The 16,618-nt window shown below is 71.4% G+C and carries 17 protein-coding genes and 1 tRNA gene; 12 read left to right on the forward strand and 6 right to left on the reverse strand.

Annotated features, from left to right (window positions below):
- Positions 1-145: 145 nt before the first annotated feature.
- Together AF1_RS01615 and AF1_RS35060 are read left to right on the forward strand one after the other, a co-directional pair.
- Positions 146-1,039: a DMT family transporter gene (locus AF1_RS01615; RefSeq protein WP_067792799.1), complete on the forward strand. Its 894-nt coding sequence runs from the start codon at positions 146-148 to the stop codon at positions 1,037-1,039.
- Positions 1,040-1,267: 228 nt separating this feature from the next.
- Positions 1,268-1,453, forward strand: coding sequence for a hypothetical protein (locus AF1_RS35060; RefSeq protein WP_067792801.1), 186 nt, complete (start codon positions 1,268-1,270; stop codon positions 1,451-1,453).
- A gap of 177 nt (positions 1,454-1,630) precedes the next feature.
- Here AF1_RS35060 and AF1_RS01625 read toward each other — a convergent pair.
- Both AF1_RS01625 and AF1_RS01630 read right to left on the reverse strand, forming a co-directional pair.
- Positions 1,631-1,706 (reverse strand) — tRNA-Lys (locus tag AF1_RS01625).
- Positions 1,707-1,749: 43 nt separating this feature from the next.
- Complete coding sequence (locus AF1_RS01630) at positions 1,750-3,036, reverse strand: cytochrome P450 (protein WP_067792804.1); 1,287 nt, start codon at positions 3,034-3,036, stop codon at positions 1,750-1,752.
- A 24-nt stretch (positions 3,037-3,060) separates the two neighbouring features.
- On the opposite strand from AF1_RS01630, the gene AF1_RS01635 reads away from it, so the two are divergent.
- Both AF1_RS01635 and AF1_RS01640 read left to right on the forward strand, forming a co-directional pair.
- Positions 3,061-3,459, forward strand: a complete 399-nt coding sequence (locus tag AF1_RS01635; protein ID WP_067792968.1) for a PaaI family thioesterase — start codon at positions 3,061-3,063, stop codon at positions 3,457-3,459.
- A gap of 1 nt (position 3,460) precedes the next feature.
- A complete protein-coding gene (locus AF1_RS01640; protein WP_067792807.1) occupies positions 3,461-4,144 on the forward strand; it encodes a dienelactone hydrolase family protein in 684 nt (227 codons plus the stop codon).
- Positions 4,145-4,149: 5 nt separating this feature from the next.
- On the opposite strand, the gene AF1_RS01645 is transcribed toward AF1_RS01640, so the two are convergent.
- Positions 4,150-6,738: a helix-turn-helix transcriptional regulator gene (locus AF1_RS01645; RefSeq protein WP_067792810.1), complete on the reverse strand. Its 2,589-nt coding sequence runs from the start codon at positions 6,736-6,738 to the stop codon at positions 4,150-4,152.
- A 101-nt stretch (positions 6,739-6,839) separates the two neighbouring features.
- On the opposite strand from AF1_RS01645, the gene AF1_RS01650 reads away from it, so the two are divergent.
- Positions 6,840-7,913, forward strand: a complete 1,074-nt coding sequence (locus AF1_RS01650; protein WP_067792813.1) for an alkene reductase — start codon at positions 6,840-6,842, stop codon at positions 7,911-7,913.
- A 65-nt stretch (positions 7,914-7,978) separates the two neighbouring features.
- Here the strand turns inward: AF1_RS01650 and AF1_RS01655 are convergent, their stop codons facing one another.
- Positions 7,979-8,407, reverse strand: a complete 429-nt coding sequence (locus AF1_RS01655; protein ID WP_242608567.1) for a C40 family peptidase — start codon at positions 8,405-8,407, stop codon at positions 7,979-7,981.
- A gap of 784 nt (positions 8,408-9,191) precedes the next feature.
- On the opposite strand from AF1_RS01655, the gene AF1_RS01660 reads away from it, so the two are divergent.
- From AF1_RS01660 to AF1_RS01675, 4 genes are all read left to right on the forward strand, one after another.
- Positions 9,192-10,505 carry a glycoside hydrolase family 1 protein gene (locus tag AF1_RS01660; protein ID WP_084262333.1) on the forward strand — a complete coding sequence of 438 codons (1,314 nt, stop codon included), beginning with the start codon at positions 9,192-9,194 and terminating at the stop codon, positions 10,503-10,505.
- 78 nt (positions 10,506-10,583) lie between these two features.
- Positions 10,584-11,198 (forward strand): nucleotidyltransferase, encoded by a 615-nt coding sequence (locus AF1_RS01665; RefSeq protein WP_207393911.1) that lies wholly within the window; start codon positions 10,584-10,586, stop codon positions 11,196-11,198.
- 5 nt (positions 11,199-11,203) lie between these two features.
- The gene (locus AF1_RS01670) at positions 11,204-11,440 is read left to right on the forward strand and encodes a BON domain-containing protein (protein WP_067792981.1); all 237 of its coding nucleotides are present in this window, start codon (positions 11,204-11,206) and stop codon (positions 11,438-11,440) included.
- The gene (locus AF1_RS01675; protein WP_067792815.1) at positions 11,437-12,198 is read left to right on the forward strand and encodes a metallophosphoesterase family protein; all 762 of its coding nucleotides are present in this window, start codon (positions 11,437-11,439) and stop codon (positions 12,196-12,198) included. The genes AF1_RS01670 and AF1_RS01675 overlap by 4 nt, the downstream gene beginning before the upstream one ends.
- A 190-nt stretch (positions 12,199-12,388) precedes the next feature.
- On the opposite strand, the gene AF1_RS01680 is transcribed toward AF1_RS01675, so the two are convergent.
- Positions 12,389-13,237: an SDR family oxidoreductase gene (locus tag AF1_RS01680; RefSeq protein ID WP_067792984.1), complete on the reverse strand. Its 849-nt coding sequence runs from the start codon at positions 13,235-13,237 to the stop codon at positions 12,389-12,391.
- A gap of 163 nt (positions 13,238-13,400) precedes the next feature.
- On the opposite strand from AF1_RS01680, the gene AF1_RS01685 reads away from it, so the two are divergent.
- The 3 genes from AF1_RS01685 (at position 13,401) to AF1_RS01695 (ending at position 16,193) form a co-directional block, all read left to right on the forward strand.
- Positions 13,401-14,174: an SDR family NAD(P)-dependent oxidoreductase gene (locus AF1_RS01685; RefSeq protein WP_067792818.1), complete on the forward strand. Its 774-nt coding sequence runs from the start codon at positions 13,401-13,403 to the stop codon at positions 14,172-14,174.
- A 7-nt stretch (positions 14,175-14,181) separates the two neighbouring features.
- The gene (locus tag AF1_RS01690) at positions 14,182-14,946 is read left to right on the forward strand and encodes a crotonase/enoyl-CoA hydratase family protein (RefSeq protein ID WP_067792821.1); all 765 of its coding nucleotides are present in this window, start codon (positions 14,182-14,184) and stop codon (positions 14,944-14,946) included.
- A gap of 170 nt (positions 14,947-15,116) precedes the next feature.
- Entirely contained in the window at positions 15,117-16,193 is a 1,077-nt protein-coding gene (locus tag AF1_RS01695) for a hypothetical protein (RefSeq protein ID WP_067792824.1), read from the forward strand.
- 192 nt (positions 16,194-16,385) lie between these two features.
- Here the strand turns inward: AF1_RS01695 and AF1_RS01700 are convergent, their stop codons facing one another.
- A complete protein-coding gene (locus tag AF1_RS01700) occupies positions 16,386-16,598 on the reverse strand; it encodes a hypothetical protein (protein ID WP_067792827.1) in 213 nt (70 codons plus the stop codon).
- Positions 16,599-16,618 lie beyond the last annotated feature (20 nt).

The following is a 16,618-nucleotide window of genomic DNA, read 5'->3' on the forward strand; positions in this document are numbered from 1 at the left end:
TCCGCCGGACAGGGCATGGCGCTGTTGATGCGACCGTTCCGAGGACGAGGGGGGTTGCCGCCATGAACGCACGGGCACGGCGGGTGCCCGGATCGGTTCAGCAGGCTGCCGGTCCTTCGGGCGGCGGACGCTCCGGTCGGTTCGAGTGAACGTCCTGGCGGTCGCGATCGCCCTGGCCGCCGCGGTGTTATTCGTGCTCGCGGCGGCGCTCCAGCACCACGCCGCGTTCCACGAGGTCCGGCACGGGCTGTTCGACGTGCGGCTGCTGTGGCGGCTGCTGCACCATCCGATCTGGATCGGCGGGCAGCTCACTGACCTGGTCGGGATCGCCCTGCACGCCACCGCGCTGCAGATCGGCGCGCTGGTCCTCGTCCAGCCCATCCAGGTCAGCGGGCTGCCGCTGTCGGTGCCGATGGAGGCCGCGCTCAACCGGCGCCGGCCCCACCGGCGCGAGCTGGGCGGGGCCGCGCTGGCCACGGCGGGGCTGGCCGCCTTCCTGGTCGCCGCCGCCCCGGAGGGTGGCATCAAACATCCGAGCGGCGTCGCGTGGTTCGCCAGCGGCGGGCTCGTCGCGGTGACTGTGATCGGCCTGCTCGCCCTGTCGCACCACACGACCGGGGGATCGCGCTCGGGCGCCTCCGTGGGACTGGCCACCGGCGTCCTGTACGGGTTCACCGCCGCGCTGCTCAAGACCTGCACGAACATCCTGGCGACCCGTCCGCTCACGCTCCCGCTGCACTGGGAGGTGTACGTGCTCATCGGCGCCGGCATCGTCGGGATGCAACTCAACCAGAGCGCGTTCCAGCACAGTTCGCTGGCGTCGCCGCTGACGGCGATGACGCTGGGCGAGCCGCTGGTCTCCGTCATCATCGGGCTCACCGCGTTCCACGAGCGGATCAGGACGTCCCCGCCGCGGCTGGCGATCATCTTCGTCGCCGCGCTCGCCATGGCCTACGGCATCTGGACGACCAGCACCACCTGGCAGCCGCCGGCGCGGCGGCCCGCGGCCGTCCCGCCGGACGACCAGGCCGACCGGTGACGCCGCCTCAGCGTGGATTGACGGTGTCCTTGTAGTTGGGGCGGGACGGGGTGGGCGCGTCCGAGTGGCCCTGCGGCCATGGCCCGGATGAGCGTTTGGGTGACCTGCGTGACGGACCGGCGTCCGGCCTGGGTGACGCCGTGTCCGCAGAGGGGTCCGCGCATGGCGCAGACCCAGCGCATCGTGCCGGTCGCGAACACGGCCGCCCCCTGGCCGGTGGTGTAGGAGATGCTCGGGCATTCCAGCATCGTGCTGATCGCCGACACCTACACCAGCGTGCTCCCCAAGCTCGCGCACACCGACCGCCGCCGCGCGTGCTGGTGGTCGATCCGCCTCAGCGTTTGTTGCGTGATTGAGAGCGTCCGCTCCCTGGTCCTGCGTCGTCCTCTGCAGAAAGGGCTAGCTGAGCATTAGACCGCGTCCGGTGCCGAGGAAGGGGACGGACGCCGGATCGCCGTTGCCCGGTCGCCGGTCGGAGCGGGAGGCCGTGGGAGCCGGCGGGCGTGTCCGCAGCCTGCTGTTTATGGCCTCAGGCCGGCCTCAGGCCAGATCTCCGGCGTACCCGAAGAAGGGTGTTCGCCCCGGTCAGGGTGGTGGGTCGCGTGGGACTCGAACCCACAACCTACGGATTAAAAGTCCGGAGCTCTGCCAATTGAGCTAGCGACCCGTCCCGCAAGCGTACCGAGATCGGCGGGGGGTTCGCGACGTGGTTAGGGGGTCGGGGTCAGGTGGACGGGGAGGTGCTTCAGTCCGTTCTGGAAGTTGGAGGCCAGGCGGACGGGGGTGCCGGTGAGGGTGATGCGGTGGGGGAGGAGCTCGCGGAAGAGGGCGCGCATCTGGGTGCGGGCCAGGTGGGCGCCCAGGCAGAAGTGGGGGCCGAAGCCGAAGCTGACGTGGTCGTTGGGGGTGCGGGTGATGTCGAAGCGGTCGGGGGACGGGAAGACGGATTCGTCCCGGTTCGCGGAGGCGTGGTAGACGACGACCTTGTCACCGGCGTTGATCTTCTGGCCGGACAGTTCGAGGGCGGCCGTGGCGGTGCGGCGGAAGTCCATGACCGGGGGCCAGTAGCGGAGCATCTCCTCGGCGGCGGACGGGAGGAGGGACGGGTCCGCGCGGAGCCGGGCCAGTTCGGCGGGGTGTTCCAGGAGGGTGAGGAGGCCGCCGGGGATGCCGTTGCGGAGGGTCTCGTTCCCGGCGACGGCGAAGAGGAAGAACATGTTCTCGAACTCGTGGGTGGTGAGGCCGCCCTCCAGCATGCGGGACATGATGTCGCCGGACGGGTGCTTGCGCTTCTCGGCGGCCAGCGCGTGGGCGTAGGCGAACATGTCGGCGAGGGCCGTGTAGGAGCGCGGGTTGACGGGACGTCCGTCGGGGTGGGTGGTGGTGGTCGGACGGTAGTTCATCGCCTTCTGGGCCATGGGCGTCATCGAGGCGGTGTCGGCTGTGGAGAGGCCGGCGTACTCGTCGTCCTGGTAGCCGATGACGCGGGACGCCCAGTCGTAGAGGAGGCGGCGGTCGTGGTCTGGGACGCCCATGATGTGCGCCAGCGTCCAGACGGGGAGGTCGGCGGCCAGTTCGACGAAGTCGGTCTCCTCGTCCAGGGCGGAGGCGATGAGCATGCGCGCCCTGTGGTCGATCGTCTCCTCCAGGGCGCGGACGGCGCGGGGGGTGAACGCGGCGGCGACGATGCGGCGGAGGCGGGAGTGGTCGGGCGGGTCCTGGTTGAGCATCATCGCGCGGACGAACGCGAGGTCCTCGGGCGTGTCGGGGTCGCGGATCTGGGTGGCGCCGAGGTTGGAGGAGAACAGGTCCGGGGAGCGCAGGACGTGCTTGACGTCGGCGTGCCGGAAGACCGCCCAGTAGCCGGGGCCGGCGGGCCAGGGGCCCACGGCGGGTTCGGAGATCCAGGTGACCGGGGATTCGGCCCGGAGCCGCTTGAAGGTGTCGTAGGGGACCCCGGCGGCATAGGTGGCGGGCAGGAAGATCTCCTCATGCATGCCTTCAGCGTGCATCATGTCGGGATGACGGTGAAGCCCGACGAGATCCTGCAAGAGAATTTCGCGCCCTGGGTGCTGGACCTGGGCCTGGTCGCCGAGGAGGTGGGGGACGGGAAGGCGGTGCTGCGGCTGCCGTGGTCCGACCGGCTGGCCCGGGAGGGCGGCGCGCTGTCCGGGCAGGCCCTGATGGCGGCGGCCGACACGGCCGTGGTGCTGGCCGTTTCGGGCGCCAAGGGCGGGTTCGTGCCCATGACGACCGTGCAGCTCAACACGTCTTTCCAGCGGCCCGTGACGGGACGCGACGTGCTGATCGAGGTCGAGTTGACGAAGCTGGGACGGACGCTGGCGTTCGCGGAGATCGACATGACCGTGGATTCCGTGACCGTGGCCCATGCGAGCGCCGTTTACGCGATCATCGGGTGATATGAGGCGCGTTGAGAAGGTTGCTGTTCCGGACGGTGAGTTCGACCTGCACGTATGGGGAGAGCGCGGGCCGGGGGTCCTGCTCCTCCAGGAGATCTTCGGGGTGGGCGACTACATGGAGGCGGTCGCCGGGGACCTGGTGGCGCTCGGATACGTGGCGGCGGCCCCCGACATGTTCTGGCGCATCCAGCCCAACTGGACGACCGCCCACGACGAAGAGGCTGTCCCCAAGGGGATGTCGATGGTCTCCCAGTTCGACTGGGAGAAGGGCGTAGAGGACGCGGTGGCCGCGCTGGAGGTTCTCAAGGGCCTGCCAGAGGTCGGCAAGGTCGGTGTCCTTGGCTTCTGCTTCGGCGGGACGCTCGCCTATCTGCTGGCGGCGAAGACCAAGGTCGATTCCCTGGTGTCGTTCTACGGGTCTGGTGTGCCCGGAATGCTGGACCAGTTCGACGCCATCCAGGGCCCGGCGCAGTTCCACTTCGGTGGGTCCGACCCTTACATCCCCAGGGAGGACGTCGCCAGGGTGGAGCAGGCCGTGGCCGGACGGGACGACATGGAGATCCACGTCCAAGAGGACGGCGGCCACGCCTTCCACAACCGGAAGGCGCCGATGTTCTACCAGCCGGAGCCCGCCGAACGGGCCTGGCGGCTCACCGAAGACTTCCTCGCCCGAACTCTGTCATAGCGCGCTCATGCGGGTTCCAGGGTGAGGTGGGACAGTTCCTTGCGGGACGAGATGCCCAGCTTCGGGTACGCCTTGTAGAGGTGGTACTCGACCGTGCGCGGGCTCAGGAAGAGTTGGGCGGCTATCTCGCGGCTGCTGGTGCCCGCCGCCGCCAGGCGGACGACCTGGAGTTCCTGCGGGGTGAGGCGGTCGAGGAGGTCCGGGGAGGCCGGCGCGGAAGTGCCCGACTCGCCCGTGGCCCGTAGTTCGGCGCGCGCGCGTTCCAGCCATGGTGTGGCGTGGAGGCGTCCGAAGATGGACGCCGCCGAGCGGAGCGGGACGCGGGCGTCCGAGCGGCGGCGGGCACGGCGCAGGTACTCGCCGTAGAGGAGTTCGGTGCGGGCCCGCTCGAACGGCCGTGACGACTGCTCGTGTAGCCGGATGGCCTGGAGGTACGGTTCCTCGCTGTCGTTCAGCAGGGCCTCGCAATGCAGGGCCACGGCGAGAGCCCATGGTTGCTCACCTGCCTCGGCCCAGGCACGGAACCGGGAGAACGCCGTGTCCGCGAGTGCGGGCTCACCGGAACGTACCGCGGCCTCCACCTGGTCTGCGGCGTAGAGGACGTTGCCGTGCCGGTGCGGGCCGTGCGCGATCTCCTCCAGGCGGCGCAGGGCGTCGTCGTAGCGGCCGAGACCCAGGTCGAGGAGGGCGAGCGCGCCGTCGGCCGGTCCCGGCGGGGCGGAGACGGTCAGCTCGTGGAGCCGCGCCTCGTCGCCCTCGACCGCCGCGACGCGGGCCAGGACGGCGCCGAGGCGTCCCTCCCGGTGCGGCCGGCCGGTGTCGCGGGCCAGCGCGATCGCCTCGGCGACGGCGGCCTCCGCGTCCGCGTGCCGGCCGACCGCGATCAGCGTCTGCGCCTGTACCTGCAGGATCGTCGGCAGTTCGCCGACGAGGCCGTGTCGGCGGCAGTGCGCGGCCTCGGCGGCGGCCAGTTCGAGCGCCGCCGCGTCCGCGCCGGTGAGCAGCGCGAGCTGGGCGGCGCGCAGCCGGTCGCCGGTGCCGTCGCGCGCGGCGGTGATCTGTTCGGCGAGCAGCGGCAGGCCGCCCGCGTGGTCGCCGTCCGCGAGCAGCGCGAGGCCGCGGAGCGTCCGGTCGCCCGGCAGGAGTTCGGAGGCCCGCAGCACGGCGGGCAGCTCGCCGGACGTCCACCCGTACATGGCGCCGGTCCGCAGCATCGCCGCGCGCTCGTCCGCGGGGGCGTCGGCGGCGCGGTCGACGATCATGCGGGCCGCGGTGCGCGGATCGCCGCGCTCGTACTCGACGGCGGCGTGGACGCGGGCCAGCCGCGCCCGCGCGGCCGGGCACGCGGTGAGCTTCTCGGCGTGGACGGCGAGGTCCTCGGCCTCGTCCAGCCGTCCCGCCCCCAGGGTCAGCGACGCGGCGGCGGCGAGCCGGGCGGCGCGCTCCTCCCGGCCGGGCGTCAGGTCGGCGGCCTGCCGGTAGAGCGCGGCGGCCGTCGCGTGCCCGGCACGGCAGCGGGCGCGTTCGGCGGTCTCCTGCAGCTCGGTGGCGACGGCCTCGTCCGGGGCCAGGGCGGCGGCGGCGCGGTGCCGCGCGCGGCAGTCGAGGTCGTCGGCGGACTCGGCGAGCGCCCGGTGGACCTCGACGCGCCGCGCCGCGGTCGCGCCCTGGTACGCGGCCGCCCGGATCAGCGGATGCCGGAACGCGATGCTGTGCCCGGTGACCTCCACCAGCCGGGCGCATTCGGCCGCCCCCAGGTCGGCGAGGCCGGTGCCGAACGTGGCGGCGGCGGAGAGCAGGCTCGGCATGTAGCCGCGCCCCTCCGCCGCCGCGATCAGCAGCATCAGCCGGGCCTTCTCCGGCAGCCGGGCGATCTGCGCCTGGAACGACCCGAGGACGCGGTCGGCGACGGGCAGCGGCGTGCCCTCGGGCGGACGTTCCCCGGTGGCGGCGAACTCCTGCAGCGCGAGCGGGTTGCCGGCCGCCTCCCGCAGCACCCGGGCGCGGACGAGCGGCGGCAGGTCGCGCGCCGCGAGGAGCCGTTCGGCGTCGTGCCGGTCGAGCCGGCCGAGCCGCAGTTCGGGCAGGCCGGTGCCGGTGAACGCCTCGTCCCGCGCGGCGAACAGCATGACGACGCCCTCGGCGGCCAGCCGCCGCGCCGCGAACAGCAGCGCCTCGCCGGTCGCCGTGTCGAGCCAGTGCGCGTCGTCGACGACGGCGAGGACGGGGCCGTCCTCGGCGAGGTCGGCGAGCAGCGTCAGCACGGCGAGGCCGGTGCTGAATCGGCCCTGCCCGGCGGACGTCTCGCCGAGCGCGGCGCGCAGCGCGCCCGCCTGCGCGGGCGGGAGCGCGTCCAGCCGGTCGCGGACGGGCCACAGCATCTGGTTGAGGCCGGCGAACGCGATGCCGGACTCCGCCTCGATCCCGGTCGCCCGCAGCACCCGCGGCACGCGGCCGGCGGCCTGCGCGAGGAGCGCCGACTTGCCGATGCCGGCCTCGCCGCGCAGCACGAGGACGCCGCTGCGCCGGTGGTCGCGTGCGCCGTCGATCAGTGAGGTGAGCCGCGCCAGTTCGTCGTTCCGCCCGTAGAGCACGGCTCCAAACTACGGGGCCGGATACCGAAACCCTACGGATTCGCCCCGTGCCCGGTGGCTCGTACGTTCTTGATCAGCGATAACGCCGTCTGGAGGATGTCATGCAGGAACTGTTCGAGCCGCTGTCGGCCGGGAAGCTGGAGTTGCCCAACCGCCTGGTGATGGCCCCGATGACCCGCAGCCGGGCCGGCGCGGACGGCACCGTCGGCGAGCTGCACGCCGAGTACTACCGGCAGCGCGCCGGTGCCGGGCTGATCATCACGGAGGGGACGCAGCCGAGCGTCCGGGGCCAGGGGTACATCCTGACGCCGGGCCTGCACTCGGACGACCAGGTGGCGGCGTGGCGGACGGTGACCGGCACCGTGCACGCCGAGGGCGGGCGGATCTTCGCGCAGCTGATGCACGCCGGGCGCGTCGGCCACCCCGTCCTGTACCCGGACGGAGGGCTGCCGCTGGGCCCGTCGCCGATCGCGTCCGGGGAGCAGTTGTTCACCCCCGAGGGGATGCTCGACCATCCCGTCCCGCGGGAGATGACCCTGGACGACATCGCGCGGGCGGTCGAGGAGTTCGGCGGCGCGGCGCGCAACGCGATCAGGGCCGGGTTCGACGGGGTCGAGCTGCACGGCGCGAACGGCTACCTGATCCAGCAGTTCCTCGCGGACGGCAGCAACGTCCGGACCGACGCCTACGGCGGGACGGCCGGGAACCGCATCAGGTTCGCCGTCGAGGCCGTCCGGGCGGCGGCGGACGCGATCGGGCCGGAGCGGGTGGGCCTGCGCGTGTCGCCGGGCGGCAGGGCGAGCGGCGTCAGCGAGAGCGACACGCCCGAGCTGTACTCGGCGCTGGTCGCCGCCCTCGCGCCCCTCGGTCTCGCCTACCTGCACGTCCTGGAGGAGGGCGACCGGGAGACGACGCGGCGGATCCGCGCGGAGTGGCCGGGGACGCTGATCCTGAACCCGCATCCGACGCCGGAGTCGTTCCCCGCGAAGCCGGAGGACGGGGCCGAGGCGCTGCGGGACGGGGTGGCCGACGCGATCGCCTTCGGGGAGTTGTGGCTCGCCAACCCCGACCTGCCCGCCCGCATCAGGGCCGGCGGCCCCTACAACAAGGCCGACCGGGCGACGTTCTACGGCGGCGACCACCGCGGCTACACCGACTACCCGACACTGGGCTGAACGGGGGCGCCGAGCAGGGGAAAGGCCCCGCACCGGGCCGAGTGCGGGGCCTTTTCGCGGCAGGGTCAAAGACCCGGCCGGACCGCGCCGCTGAAGTGGCGCTTGTAGTACCTCGTCAGCTTGATCTTCTGGACCCGCTTGCCGGAACTCGGCGCGTGGATCATGTAGCCGTGCCCGGCGTAGATCCCCATGTGGGACCGGCCGCCGTAGAAGAAGAGGAGGTCGCCCTTCACGGCGCCCTTCCAGGAGACCTTCTTCCTGACCGCGCGGTAGATCTGCTGGGTGGTGCGGGGCAGTTTCACCCCGGCCTTGCGCCAGGCGCCGCCGGCGAGGCCGGAGCAGTCCCAGTAGTAGGGCCCGGTCCCGCCGTAGCGGTACGGGTCGCCGATCTGCTTCGCCGCGTACTTCACGGCGTAGGCCGCGCGCTTCTTCTGCCTGGCGGCCCGGGACTGCTGCGCGGTGACCTGCGCGGGGACCGTCGCGGCCGCGGGCACCGCCGCCGACAGGGCCGCGGTCTTCTGCGGCGGGGCCGTCGCCTCGACCGGCCCTGCGGCGAGGACGCCCGCGCCGGACGCCGCGGTGGTGGTGAGGATGAGGCCGCCGGTGGCGATTCCGGTCTTCAGGGTGTTTCGGGGGGTATGCAGAATGACTCCAGACCTCGCGGGTGATGCCTACCGGGCAGCCGTCACCCACCGGTCGTTCATGGGGGTTCTGGATGCGCGCGGCCGTTTCCGGAGCGTCATTGTTCGTAAACGCAGTGGAATTTCGGCCGCTTCCGGCTCCGTGCCTCTCGGCTGCACGGACTCGGCGATTCGACGGCGGCTTCCGGGCGGGGCCGGGGGAACGACCTGGGGGTCCGCTCCGGCCGTCCTCGGACGACCGGGCGCGTCGCCGCCGCGCGTCGGGGTGCGTGTTCTGTTATCCGGTTCCTGCCGGGACCTGTCGCCCGGCCGGCTGCTGTGCCGCATGAACCGGGCAGGAAGCTAGCCAGGGCCTGTCGAATCTGGCAAATCACGAAGCTATTTCGATCAGGTGCGGGCGGTCCGAATGAGACGGCGGTCCACCGCGCTGCCTGGATCAATTCAAAGCGCCTTCAGTGAATTGTGAAGTGGATCACAGATCCGCCCGGACATCGTGGTTCATTTACCGACCTGTGATTTGCCGCACATTTGGAGTCGCCCGGAGGGAGACCGGATCCGGCCACGCCCGGCCGTTGCGGACACCGCCGCGCTCCCTGTAGTTGAAGGAGATTCATGTTCGGTGCCCGGAGGGAGACCCGTGTTCGGCACGTCGAGCAGAGCACGCATCGTCCGCGTCCTGACCGCTCTCACCCTCGTCCTCACCCTGACCGCCCCGCCCGGGGCGTCCGCCGAGGCGAGGCCCGCGACCGTCAGGTTCCCGCCCGGTTTTCTCTGGGGCGTGTCCACCTCCGGCTTCCAGAGCGAGGGACACTTCCCCGATAGCAACTGGACGAGGAACTCCGACCGCAAGGCGGACCCCTACGGCAACTCCGTGGACTTCCGGCACCGCTACCCGTCCGACCTGAAGCTCGCCAAGGGCCTCGGCGTGAACGTCTTCCGGACGTCCATCGAGTGGGCCCGGGTCGAGCCGCGCCGGGGCCACCGCGACCCGAAGGCGCTCGCCTACTACGACGACCTCGTGCGCCGCATCAAGGCGAACGGGATGCGGCCCATGCTCACCCTCGACCACTGGGTGTATCCCGGCTGGGTCGTCGACCAGGGCGGCTGGAGCAACCCCCGCACGCGCGACGACTGGCTCCGCAACGCGCGCTTCGTCGTCAACCGCTACAAGGGCCAGGGCGTCATCTGGATCACGTTCAACGAGGCCACCATCCCCATCTTCAAGGAGATGACCGCCCACCCCGGCCAGATGATGCAGATACGCGACGCCTTCATCAAGGCCCACCGGTCCGCCTACGACATGATCCACAAGATCGACCCGGGCGCCCCCGTCTCCAGCAACGTCGCCTATGGGTCGGTCCTCAACGGCTTCTTCGACGCGGCCCTGTTCAACGATGCCGCCGACAAGCTCGACTTCATCGGCATCGACTACTACTACGGCGCCAACCTGCAGAACTTCACCTCGGCGCACATGCTCACCGGAGAGCCCTGGAAGGTGGACCCGGAGCCGGAGGGGCTGTACTACGTCCTCAAGAACTACCAGCGGCGGCTCCCGCACCTGCCCGTGTACATCGTCGAGAACGGCATGGCGACCGACAACGGCAAGCCGCGCAAGGACGGCTACACGCGCTCGGACAATCTCCGCGACCACATCTACTGGATCCAGCGTGCGATGGCCGACGGCGTGAAGATGATGGGCTACAACTACTGGAGCCTCACCGACAACTACGAGTGGGGCATTTACCGGCCACGGTTCGGCCTCTACACGGTGGACGTGCTGACAGACCCGACCTTGACGCGCCGCCCGACCGACGCCGTCCCCACCTACCGGTCGATCATCGCGAACCGGGGCGTTCCGTCCGGGTACGTCCCGGTGCGCAAGCCGGGCTGGTGCTCGATCGAGGATCCCGTCGCGACCTGCCTCGGCACGACCCCCACACCGCCCGCATGACCTGGACACCGCCCGCATGACCCGCGCGTCCCCGGGTACCGCCACCGCGACCGCAATCGACCAGGGGACGCGTGGGACGTGCAGACGGAGCCGAGCACCCCGACACGCGGGTCCGGCCTCCCGAGGTCCGGCTCGGCCGGCGTCGTGGACGGCTTGCTGACGGCTCTGAAACGGGCCGCCGCCGCGCTCCGCGAGGCCGGCATCGACTACGCGCTCGCGGGCGGATTCGCCGCGTACGCGCATGGCGCGGCCCTACCCACCCATGACGTCGACTTCGTGGTGCGTGAGCGGGACGTCCAGGTGGCCTTGGGCGCACTGGCCGACGCGGGCATGACGCATGTGGAGAGCCCGGAGAACTGGCTGGCGAAAGTGTGCGATGGGGAGCACTACATCGACCTCATCCACACCCCGTCCGGCCGACCGGTGGACGGAGAACTGCTGGGGCGGGCTGAGGAGATGACGGTCGGGGCGGTGTTCATGCCCGTCCTGACCGCCACCGACCTGATCATCATGCGGGTGCTGGCGTTCACCGAGACCGCCTGCGACTTCAGCGCGTTCCTGCACGTCGGCCGGGCCCTGCGGGAACAGGTGGACTGGCGCCGGGTTGCCGCGCAGACCGCGCAGTCCCCGTACGCCCATGCCTTCCTGACGCTGCTGGCCCGGCTCGGAGTGATCGAGGAGGACGCACTGTGACCGGCATGTCGGAGTATCTGGCCGCGCACATCCAGGAGCGGCTCGCGGCGGACGCCTACGAGCTCGGCATCCGCGTGGACGTCCGTGGTGACGTCGTCCATCTGCGCGGCGAGGTGATGAGCGAGCAGCGGCGCCGGGAGGCCGAGGAGGCCGCCCGCGCCGCCGCCGAGGGCCGCGAGATCTGCAACGAGCTGCACGTCGTCGCGGTCGCCGAACCGGAGGCTGAGGAGCGGCTCTCATGATCCGGGTGGCGGCGGCCGGGGACCTGCACGTGGGGCCGGAGGTGGCGGGTGCGTACCGGGCGCGGCTGTCCGCGCTCGCCGGCCAGGCGGACGTGTTCCTGGTCGCCGGCGACCTGACCCGGCACGGGACGGCCGAGGAGGGCCGGATCGCCGCCGGTGAGCTGCGCGATCTCGGCGTCCCGGTGATCGCCGTGCTCGGCAACCACGACTACCACTCGGGTGCCGAGGAGGAGATCACGGGCGTCCTGCGGGACGCCGGCGTGACCGTCCTCGAAGGCGGCGGGACGGTCCTCGACTGCACCGGGACACGGCTCGGCATCGCGGGCGGCAAGGGCTTCGGCGGCGGGTTCGAGGGCCGCTGCGCCAGCGACTTCGGCGAGCCCGAGATGAAGGCGTTCGTCCGGCACACCAGGGACTTCGCGGAACGGCTCGGCGCCTGCCTCCAGGACCTGGACGCCGACGTGACGGTCGCCCTCACGCACTACTCGCCGTCCGCCGACACCCTCGAAGGGGAGCCGCTGGAGATCTACCCGTTCCTCGGCAGCTACCTGCTGGGCGAGGCGATCGACGCGGCCGGCGCCGACCTCGCCGTCCACGGCCACGCGCACAAGGGGACGGAGAAGGGCCTCACGTCCGGCGGGGTACGGGTGCGGAACGTGGCGCTGCCGGTGATCCAGCACGCCTACGCCCTGTACCGCCTGGACGTCCCCGAAGCCACATTCCGCCGCAGCGTCCGGGAACGCGTCTCCGCCTGGTGACGTTCGCTCTACGTGATGCCGGTGGGCGGTCGCGAGATCACGAGAGGGGGAGTGGTCTCGCGGCCGTCCCACCACCCAGGCCGCCGAGCGGTAGAGGCACTGGCGGCCGTCGAGCCCCGGATACACGAGGCCCTTGCCGGCCCTCTGCCGTCCGTATCCCGGCTCCCAGGGTCGCTACGTTGCAGGTCCATCAGCCCGGATGTATCTCCCCGCCGGCCGGTACGAGCGTCTGGCCGGTGTAGTAGGAGGACAGGCGGTTGGACGCGAAGAACACATAGGACGGCGCGATCTCGTCGGGATCGGCGTCACGTCCCATCGGTGCGTTCTTGCCGAAGCTCTCGACGCGTTCCTCGTCGAACGTCGCGGGAATGAGCGGTGTCCAGACCGGGCCGGGCGCGACGCAGTTGACGCGGATCTCCCGGTCCATGAGGTTCTGGGCGAGACTCGCCGCGAGGGACATCACGGCGCCCTTGCTCGCGGAGTAGTCGATGAGCGTCTTGTTGCCGCGCAGCCCGTTGATCGACCCGGTGATGATGATGGACGAGCCCGGCCCCATGTGGTCGAGGGCCTCCTGGACCGTCCAGAACACCGCGAACACGTTCACCTCGAACGTCCGGCGGAGCTGCGCGTCGTCGATCTCCCGGACGTCCTTCACCGGCTCCTGTGTGCCGTGGTGCAGGACGAGCACGTCCAGCCCGCCGAGGTCGCGGACGGTGTGCTCGACGACCTCGCGGCAGTGCCGCTCCTCGGCCATGTCGCCGCCGAACATGACGCAGCGCCGTCCCGCGGCCTCGACCAGGGACGCGGTGTGCCGGGCATCGTCGTCCTCCTCCAGGTACGTGATCGCGACATCGGCGCCCTCCTTGGCGAACGCGACCGCAGTGGCGCGCCCGATGCCGGAGTCGCCGCCGGTGATCAGCGCCCGGCGCCCTTGCAGCAGGTCGCTGCCGGTGTGGTCGCGCATCTCGTCGCGGGGTTCGGGTGCCATGTCCTCCGTCCGGCCGGGGTAGGACTGGCTCTGTGCGGGTCGCTCGCTCATGTGCAGGCGGGTGCCCGTGGCCGGGAGGGGCAAACGCGCCCCCTAGTGTGACCCATGGGTAACCACGCGCGCCCGTGATCGCCGGGGTGTGAGCGGTGCGTGCGACGCCGTCTGGATAGCATCACCCCGAACCACATTCGGTCCCTCACGTAAGGTGTCGCTTATGGACCTGAACGGAGTTTCCGCCGTCGTATCCGGTGGCGCGAGCGGCCTCGGCGAGGCCACCGTCCGCGCGCTGGCCGCCGAAGGCGCCAAGGTGGTCGTCGCCGACCTCAACGAGGACAAGGGCAAGGCCGTCGCCGACGAGGTCGGCGGCGTCTTCGTCAAGACGGACGTGTCGAACGAGGAGCAGGTGCAGGCCGCCGTCCAGGCCGCCGTCGACACCGGCGCCCCGCTGCGCGTCATCGTCAACAGCGCGGGCATCGGCTGGGCGTCGCGGACCGTGAACCGCGACGGCAGCCCGCACGACCTCGCGTCCTACGAGACCGTCATCCGGATCAACCTCATCGGCACCTTCAACCTGATGCGGATCGGCGCCGCCGCCATGGCCAAGACCGAGCCCGCCGACGCCGACGGCCAGCGCGGCGTGGTGATCAACACCGCGTCCGTCGCCGGCATCGAGGGGCAGACCGGGCAGGTCGCCTACTCGGCGTCCAAGGGCGGCATCATCGGCATGACGCTGCCCGCCGCGCGCGACCTCGCCGCGGTCGGCGTCCGGGTCAACACCGTCTGCCCCGGCATCATCGACACCCCGATCTACGGCGAGGGCGAGGGCGCGGAGGCGTTCAAGGCCAAGCTCGCCGCGCCCGTCCCGTTCCCGAAGCGGATGGGCAAGGCGTCGGAGTTCGCGCACCTCGTCAAGTCCCTGATCGAGAACGACTACATGAACGGCGAGACGATCCGCTTCGACGGCGGCATCCGCTTCCAGCCGAAGTGAGGCACGCATGTCCGAAGCTGTTCTGACCGAGGAAGACGGCGCCGTCCTCATCGTCACCATCAACCGCCCCGAGGCCCGCAACGCGGTCAACGGCGAGGTGGCGAAGGGTCTCGCGGCGGCCGTGGACGAACTCGACTCCCGCAAGGACCTGTCCATCGGCATCCTCACCGGCGCCGGCGGGACGTTCTGCGCGGGCATGGACCTCAAGGGCTTCCTGACCGGTGACAACCCGACCGTCGAGGGCCGCGGGTTCGCCGGCATCACCGAGCGTCCGGCGGCCAAGCCGCTGATCGCCGCGGTCGAGGGCTACGCCCTGGCCGGCGGCTGCGAGGTCGCGCTGTCCTGCGACATGATCGTGGCCGCGCGGGACGCGCAGTTCGGGCTGCCCGAGCCGAAGCGCGGCCTCGTCGCGGGGGCCGGCGGCCTGCTGCGGCTGCCGCGGCGCATCCCGTTCCACATCGCCATGGAGATCGCCCTCACCGGCGACAAGTACCCGGCGGAGCGGATGGCCGAGGTGGGGCTCGTCAACCGGCTCGCCGAGCCGGGCGGCGCGCTCGCCGCGGCGAGGGAACTGGCCCTGAAGGTCGCCGAGAACGCCCCGCTGGCGCTCGCGGCGACCAAGAGGGTCATCGTCGAGTCCGCCGACTGGACGGCCGAGGAGGCGTGGAAGAAGCAGCAGGACATCATCCTGCCCGTCTTCACGTCCAAGGACGCCCAGGAGGGCCCGGCGGCGTTCGCCCAGAAGCGCAAGCCGAACTGGAAGGGCGAATAGCCTCTCCCGTGCAGGACGCCCGGAACCGCCCGGTTCTGGGCGTCTTGACGTCTGTGACCCATGTGCCTGGTGCGTCCTGATCCGGCCGGATCGGGGGTTCCGCTTACCCGGAAGTAAGTAATGCCGTACTCTTTGGCGCACGCTTGCTGTGATCTTGGGAGTGGGAGCATATGAGACGCAACGCGGCGCTGGTGGCCGCCACCGCCCTGGCCTGCGGCGCCGGGACGGTCGCGCTGGCCGCCCCGGCGAACGCGGCCGGCTGGAGGAACATCTCCAGCGCGGCCCTGAGCTACAACGGCAGCCTCGACCGGGTCGACTTCGGCGCGAAGAACGCCGGATGGGCCGTCGGCGCCGCCGGCTCCTTCTTCAGCCCCCAAGCCAAGATCGTCCGGTGGACCGGCTCCGCCTGGGCCGCCGACAAGAGCCCGGTCGGCTTCACCCCGACCGACGTCGCCGTCTCCAGCGGGTCCAAGGCATGGATCATCGGCTACAACCTGGGCGGCACCCTCGGCCTCTACTGGAACGGCACCAAGTGGAGCCAGGTCGCCTACCCGATGGTGGGCTTCCCGACCGCCGTGTCCGCCGCCCCCGACGGCGCCGCCTACTCCATCGCCGGCGCCGACGCCGCCTCCGGCGGATTGAGCGCCGTCCTCCGCTGGACGGGCAGCGCGTGGGCCGAGACCAAGGTCCCACTGCCGGCGTCCTCGTCCATCACCGCGGTGGACGTCCGCGCCAAGAACGACGTGTGGCTCGCCGGCTCCACGTCCGCCACCGGCACGTCCGTGACCGGCCTGGTGATGCACTTCAACGGCACGTCCTGGAAGAAGATCGACGTCCCCGGCTCCCTGGGCGTCCCCGGCTACCAGGGCACCCTGCACCGCATCGTCGCCAACTCCCCGACGAACGTCTACGTCCTGCGCGTCCGGCAGAACGCCCAGATCACCAACGCGATCCAGCGCTACAACGGCTCGACCTGGAAGACGGTCAGCACCCCGCTGAACGCGGCCGGCATCGGCCTGTCGTCCGACGCCAGGGGCGGTGTGGTCATGCTCCCGATCACCACCGGGACCAAGACCCAGTACATGCACTACAACGGCTCGTCCTGGACGACCCTGAACGGCCCCGCCCGCACCGGCACCGTCCAGGCCACCGACGCCGACCCGCGCCCCGGCACCACCGCCATCGTGAGCGTCGGCACCGCCTCCCACCCCGACAAGAAGACCCCCTTCATCGAGTACTTCAGCTGACCCGACCCCGGACCTCCCGTCCCGCCCACCCGGCCGGACGGGCGTCCGCGTCCCCGGCCCCCACCCTTCGATCACGGTGCGCGGCGAACCCTAAGTGGAACGGGGGACTGCTAAGAGGCGCCGTTCCGCCGTCCGCCCAAGCGCGACGATGCCCCCGGGAGGATTCCCGGGGGCATCGAAGAGCCGGAGTCGCTACCGCATCACGCCGTCGGACCTGGCGACCAGACGGGCCAGATGCCCGGCCATCTCCTCCTGGCGAGCGGCGATCTTGCCGATCTCGCCCAGCAGCAGATTGACGGCCGATCCCAACTCCTGCTTGAGGTGGTCCTTGGTGACCAGGTCCTTGAGGTCGTCCTTGGTGGCCAGGTCGGCCAGGGTGACCTGTTCCAGGGGCTTCGACACCATGACGGGATGCTACCTCTCCT

Origin of the sequence: Actinomadura formosensis NBRC 14204, assembly GCF_001552155.1 — a bacterium.
In the GTDB taxonomy this organism is placed as follows: Bacteria; Actinomycetota; Actinomycetes; order Streptosporangiales; family Streptosporangiaceae; genus Spirillospora; species Spirillospora formosensis.